Below are 5,505 nucleotides of genomic sequence, written 5' to 3'. Positions count from 1 at the left end.
GGCGCCGCATCCGTGATTTTGTTTCCTCTGCTTTTTGACATTGATGATGAATGAAGGGATATGCGGGCGGTTTGGTCGTATTCGACCAAGGTCTTGCATATCGGCTCTCTAGCGCAAGCGATGATGAGAGTGTCAGCTTCACTGTTTGTCGGCTCACGCGAGTGAGAACGATGAACGGATGATTATTTAACTTCGGTTAAGTGACAGATGTGCAAGGTTCGACGTCAAGGACAAGCGTTTCGGCGCTTTTCAACTTGAGAGTTTGATCCTGGCTCAGAACGAACGCTGGCGGCAGGCCTAACACATGCAAGTCGAGCGAGACCTTCGGGTCTAGCGGCGGACGGGTGAGTAACGCGTGGGAATATGCCCTTTGGTACGGAATAGCCTCGGGAAACTGAGAGTAATACCGTATGTGCCCTTCGGGGGAAAGATTTATCGCCAAAGGATTAGCCCGCGTTGGATTAGGTAGTTGGTGGGGTAATGGCCTACCAAGCCTACGATCCATAGCTGGTTTGAGAGGATGATCAGCCACACTGGGACTGAGACACGGCCCAGACTCCTACGGGAGGCAGCAGTGGGGAATCTTAGACAATGGGGGAAACCCTGATCTAGCCATGCCGCGTGAGTGATGAAGGCCTTAGGGTTGTAAAGCTCTTTCAGCTGGGAAGATAATGACGGTACCAGCAGAAGAAGCCCCGGCTAACTCCGTGCCAGCAGCCGCGGTAATACGGAGGGGGCTAGCGTTGTTCGGAATTACTGGGCGTAAAGCGCACGTAGGCGGACTGGAAAGTTGGAGGTGAAATCCCAGGGCTCAACCTTGGAACTGCCTTCAAAACTATCAGTCTGGAGTTCGAGAGAGGTGAGTGGAATTGCGAGTGTAGAGGTGAAATTCGTAGATATTCGCAGGAACACCAGTGGCGAAGGCGGCTCACTGGCTCGATACTGACGCTGAGGTGCGAAAGTGTGGGGAGCAAACAGGATTAGATACCCTGGTAGTCCACACCGTAAACGATGAATGCCAGTCGTCGGGTTGCATGCAATTCGGTGACACACCTAACGGATTAAGCATTCCGCCTGGGGAGTACGGTCGCAAGATTAAAACTCAAAGGAATTGACGGGGGCCCGCACAAGCGGTGGAGCATGTGGTTTAATTCGAAGCAACGCGCAGAACCTTACCAACCCTTGACATTACAGGACATCCCCAGAGATGGGGCTTTCACTTCGGTGACCTGTGGACAGGTGCTGCATGGCTGTCGTCAGCTCGTGTCGTGAGATGTTCGGTTAAGTCCGGCAACGAGCGCAACCCACGTCCCTAGTTGCCAGCATTCAGTTGGGCACTCTATGGAAACTGCCGATGATAAGTCGGAGGAAGGTGTGGATGACGTCAAGTCCTCATGGCCCTTACGGGTTGGGCTACACACGTGCTACAATGGTGGTGACAGTGGGTTAATCCCCAAAAGCCATCTCAGTTCGGATTGTCCTCTGCAACTCGAGGGCATGAAGTTGGAATCGCTAGTAATCGCGGAACAGCATGCCGCGGTGAATACGTTCCCGGGCCTTGTACACACCGCCCGTCACACCATGGGAGTTGGTTCTACCCGACGACGCTGCGCTAACCCTTTTTGGGAGGCAGGCGGCCACGGTAGGATCAGCGACTGGGGTGAAGTCGTAACAAGGTAGCCGTAGGGGAACCTGCGGCTGGATCACCTCCTTTCTAAGGAAGCTTTTAGCAGACGGACTTGTCCGCCTCGTAAAGCGACTTAGCAGAGCATCAGTCAGATGCTCATATCACGCGGTCAGACCGTCCTCATATCCCTTCAGTTAATCAGATGTCTCAGGCCTACCGGTCTGGAATGGGTCGGTAGCTCAGGTGGTTAGAGCGCACGCCTGATAAGCGTGAGGTCGGAGGTTCAAGTCCTCCTCGACCCACCATCTAGCCAAAGAATGGGGCCTTAGCTCAGTTGGTAGAGCGCCTGCTTTGCAAGCAGGATGTCAACGGTTCGAATCCGTTAGGCTCCACCATTACCTTCGACATGATCAGCAAGCACTGTCCGTGTTTGCTCGTCCTGTCGGACGCGGGACTTCGGTTCCTTTTAATATCGTTCAGAGAGATAATCAGCGTTGTCGGTCGTATCCGCGTGTGGATGCGATGGTCGCGGTTCTTCGGAATTGTGTGCCAACGATGACGTTGTCCAAGTCAAGTACAACTAACCAATGTTCATGTCTTCGGACATGGGCGGGAATGTACATGCTTTTGATCGGAAGCGACTGCTGCGGAAACGCAAAAGGCCGCAGCCCCGAAAGACCCAGTCTTTCTTCTTCCGGATCAAATCAAGCGCGATAAGGGCGTTTGGTGGATGCCTTGGCAGTAAGAGGCGATGAAGGACGTGATACTCTGCGATAAGTCATGGGGAGCTGAGAATAAGCTTTGATCCATGAATTTCCGAATGGGGAAACCCACCTGACAGTTTGTTATGATTGCTTCTGGCAATTCATAACGGGCTGAACCAGGTATCTTTTACCTGAATATATAGGGTTTAAGAAGCAAACCCGGGGAACTGAAACATCTAAGTACCCGGAGGAAAGGAAATCAACAGATACTCCGCTAGTAGTGGCGAGCGAACGCGGACCAGCCGAGCCGAACGAGTGACAAGAACGATCTGGAAAGATCGGCCATAGCGGGTGACAGCCCCGTATTGGAAGCTCAATCGGACGTATTAAGTAGGGCGGGACACGTGAAATCCTGTCTGAAGATCGGGGGACCACCCTCGAAGGCTAAGTACTCCTTACTGACCGATAGCGAACCAGTACCGTGAGGGAAAGGTGAAAAGCACCCCGACGAGGGGAGTGAAACAGTTTCTGAAACCGGACGCCTACAAGCAGTCGGAGCCGCCTTGAGCGGTGACGGCGTACCTTTTGTATAATGGGTCAACGACTTGGTCTATCTAGCAAGCTTAAGCCGTTAGGTGTAGGCGCAGCGAAAGCGAGTGTTAAATGCGCGATTGAGTTAGATGGATCAGACCCGAAACCGAGTGATCTAGGTATGAGCAGGTTGAAGGTTGGGTAACACCAACTGGAGGACCGAACCCACACCCGTTGAAAAGGGTCGGGATGACTTGTGCCTAGGGGTGAAAGGCCAATCAAACTCGGAGATAGCTGGTTCTCCGCGAAAGCTATTTAGGTAGCGCCTCGGACGTATCCTCTTGGGGGTAGAGCACTGCATGGATGATGGGGGCCCACAGCCTTACTGAGTCTAAGCAAACTCCGAATACCAAGAAGGACTATCCGGGAGACACACGGCGGGTGCTAACGTCCGTCGTGGAGAGGGAAACAACCCTGACCAACAGCTAAGGCCCCCAATTCGTGGCTAAGTGGGAAAGCATGTGAGACTTCCAAAACAACCAGGAGGTTGGCTTAGAAGCAGCCATCCTTTAAAGATAGCGTAACAGCTCACTGGTCTAATCAAGAGGTCTTGCGGCGAAGATGTAACGGGGCTCAAGCCACGAGCCGAAGCTTTGGATGCACATTTATGTGCGTGGTAGCGGAGCGTTCTGTGATATAGAACGCTGTCTCTTTAGCATCGTCAGATGTTACGGAGACATTGTTCTGACTGTGAAGCCGGGCCGTGAGGCAACCGGTGGAGTGATCAGAAGTGAGAATGTTGACATGAGTAGCGACAAACAGGGTGAGAGACCCTGTCGCCGAAAGTCCAAGGGTTCCTGCTTAAAGCTAATCTGAGCAGGGTAAGCCGGCCCCTAAGGCGAGGCCGAAAGGCGTAGTCGATGGGAACCAGGTTAATATTCCTGGGCCAGGAGATGGTGACGGATCACAGAGCTTGTTCTTCCTTATCGGATTGGAAGGGCTGGTGAGTGGTTCCTGGAAATAGCCCTCCATGAGACCGTACCCTAAACCGACACAGGTGGACTGGTAGAGAATACCAAGGCGCTTGAGAGAACCACATTTAAGGAACTCGGCAAAATACCTCCGTAAGTTCGCGAGAAGGAGGCCCGATTGGTGCGCAAGCATTGGTCGGGGGCACAAACCAGGGGGTGGCGACTGTTTACTAAAAACACAGGGCTCTGCGAAGTCGCAAGACGACGTATAGGGTCTGACGCCTGCCCGGTGCCGGAAGGTTAAAAGGAGATGTGCAAGCATTGAATTGAAGCCCCGGTAAACGGCGGCCGTAACTATAACGGTCCTAAGGTAGCGAAATTCCTTGTCGGGTAAGTTCCGACCTGCACGAATGGCGTAACGACTTCCCCGCTGTCTCAAATGTGGACTCAGCGAAATTGAATTGTCTGTGAAGATGCAGACTTCCCGCGGTTAGACGGAAAGACCCCATGCACCTTTACTACAGCTTCGCACTGGCATCAGGATTGCGATGTGCAGGATAGGCGGTAGGCTTTGAACCAGAGACGCCAGTTTCTGGGGAGCCATCCTTGAGATACCGCCCTTCGCACTCTTGATGTCTAACCGCGGTCCGTTATCCGGATCCGGGACCCTGCGTGGCGGGTAGTTTGACTGGGGCGGTCGCCTCCTAAACAGTAACGGAGGCGCGCGAAGGTTGGCTCAGAGCGGTCGGAAATCGCTCGTTGAGTGCAATGGCAGAAGCCAGCCTGACTGCAAGACTGACAAGTCGAGCAGAGTCGAAAGACGGCCATAGTGATCCGGTGGTCCCGAGTGGAAGGGCCATCGCTCAACGGATAAAAGGTACGCTGGGGATAACAGGCTGATGATGCCCAAGAGTCCATATCGACGGCATCGTTTGGCACCTCGATGTCGGCTCATCTCATCCTGGGGCTGGAGCAGGTCCCAAGGGTACGGCTGTTCGCCGTTTAAAGAGGTACGTGAGCTGGGTTTAGAACGTCGTGAGACAGTTCGGTCCCTATCTGCCGTGGGTGTTGGATACTTGAGAGGAGTTGCCCCTAGTACGAGAGGACCGGGGTGAACGTTCCACTGGTGGACCAGTTGTCGTGCCAACGGCAGTGCTGGGTAGCTATGAACGGACAGGATAACCGCTGAAGGCATCTAAGCGGGAAGCCCCCCTCAAAACAAGGTATCCCTTGAGAGCCGTGGAAGACCACCACGTCGATAGGCCGGAGATGTAAGTGCAGTAATGCATTCAGTTGACCGGTACTAATGGCTCGATAGGCTTGATTTGATCCGGAAGAAGACAGATTGTTCTTCCTCCAAAAGCATCCTTGGACAACAAACTGCCAAAAGGCAGCAACGCTGATCGCTTCTTTCCTGGTCTGGTGGCCCTAGCGCGAGCAAAACACCCGATCCCATCCCGAACTCGGCCGTTAAGTGCCGCTGCGCCGATGGTACTGCGTCTTAAGACGTGGGAGAGTAGGTCACCGCCAGACCTGGAAAGAAGCGAAATCCTCTGAAACGATGAAAAAACGCCAATCACCAAACAGATCGGCGTCACGCGCAACACCAATGCGCAAACTGTCGCGGGGTAGAGCAGCCCGGTAGCTCGTCAGGCTCATAACCTGAAGGTCA

At 53.6% G+C, this 5,505-nt stretch carries 2 tRNA genes and 3 rRNA genes; all 5 read left to right on the top strand.

Annotation, left to right across the window (positions count from 1 at the left end):
* Window positions 1–250: 250 nt before the first annotated feature.
* The 5 genes from H4P12_RS18525 (at window position 251) to rrf (ending at window position 5,366) form a co-directional block, all read left to right on the top strand.
* Window positions 251–1,714: ribosomal RNA gene (locus H4P12_RS18525) — 16S ribosomal RNA — on the top strand.
* 141 nt (window positions 1,715–1,855) lie between these two features.
* Window positions 1,856–1,932 (top strand) — tRNA-Ile (locus H4P12_RS18520).
* A gap of 14 nt (window positions 1,933–1,946) precedes the next feature.
* A tRNA-Ala gene (locus H4P12_RS18515) sits at window positions 1,947–2,022 on the top strand.
* Between the two features lie 307 nt (window positions 2,023–2,329).
* Window positions 2,330–5,161 (top strand): 23S ribosomal RNA (locus H4P12_RS18510).
* Between the two features lie 90 nt (window positions 5,162–5,251).
* A 5S ribosomal RNA gene (rrf, locus tag H4P12_RS18505) occupies window positions 5,252–5,366 on the top strand.
* Together the 16S, 23S and 5S rRNA genes with 2 tRNA genes alongside form the textbook arrangement of a ribosomal RNA operon.
* Window positions 5,367–5,505: the final 139 nt, after the last annotated feature.

The sequence above is a fragment of the Paracoccus amoyensis genome, from assembly GCF_014490725.1.
Lineage (GTDB): Bacteria > Pseudomonadota > Alphaproteobacteria > Rhodobacterales > Rhodobacteraceae > Paracoccus > Paracoccus amoyensis.
Note: the sequence above shows the minus strand (reverse complement) of the source record. Positions and strands in the feature narration are given on the sequence as shown.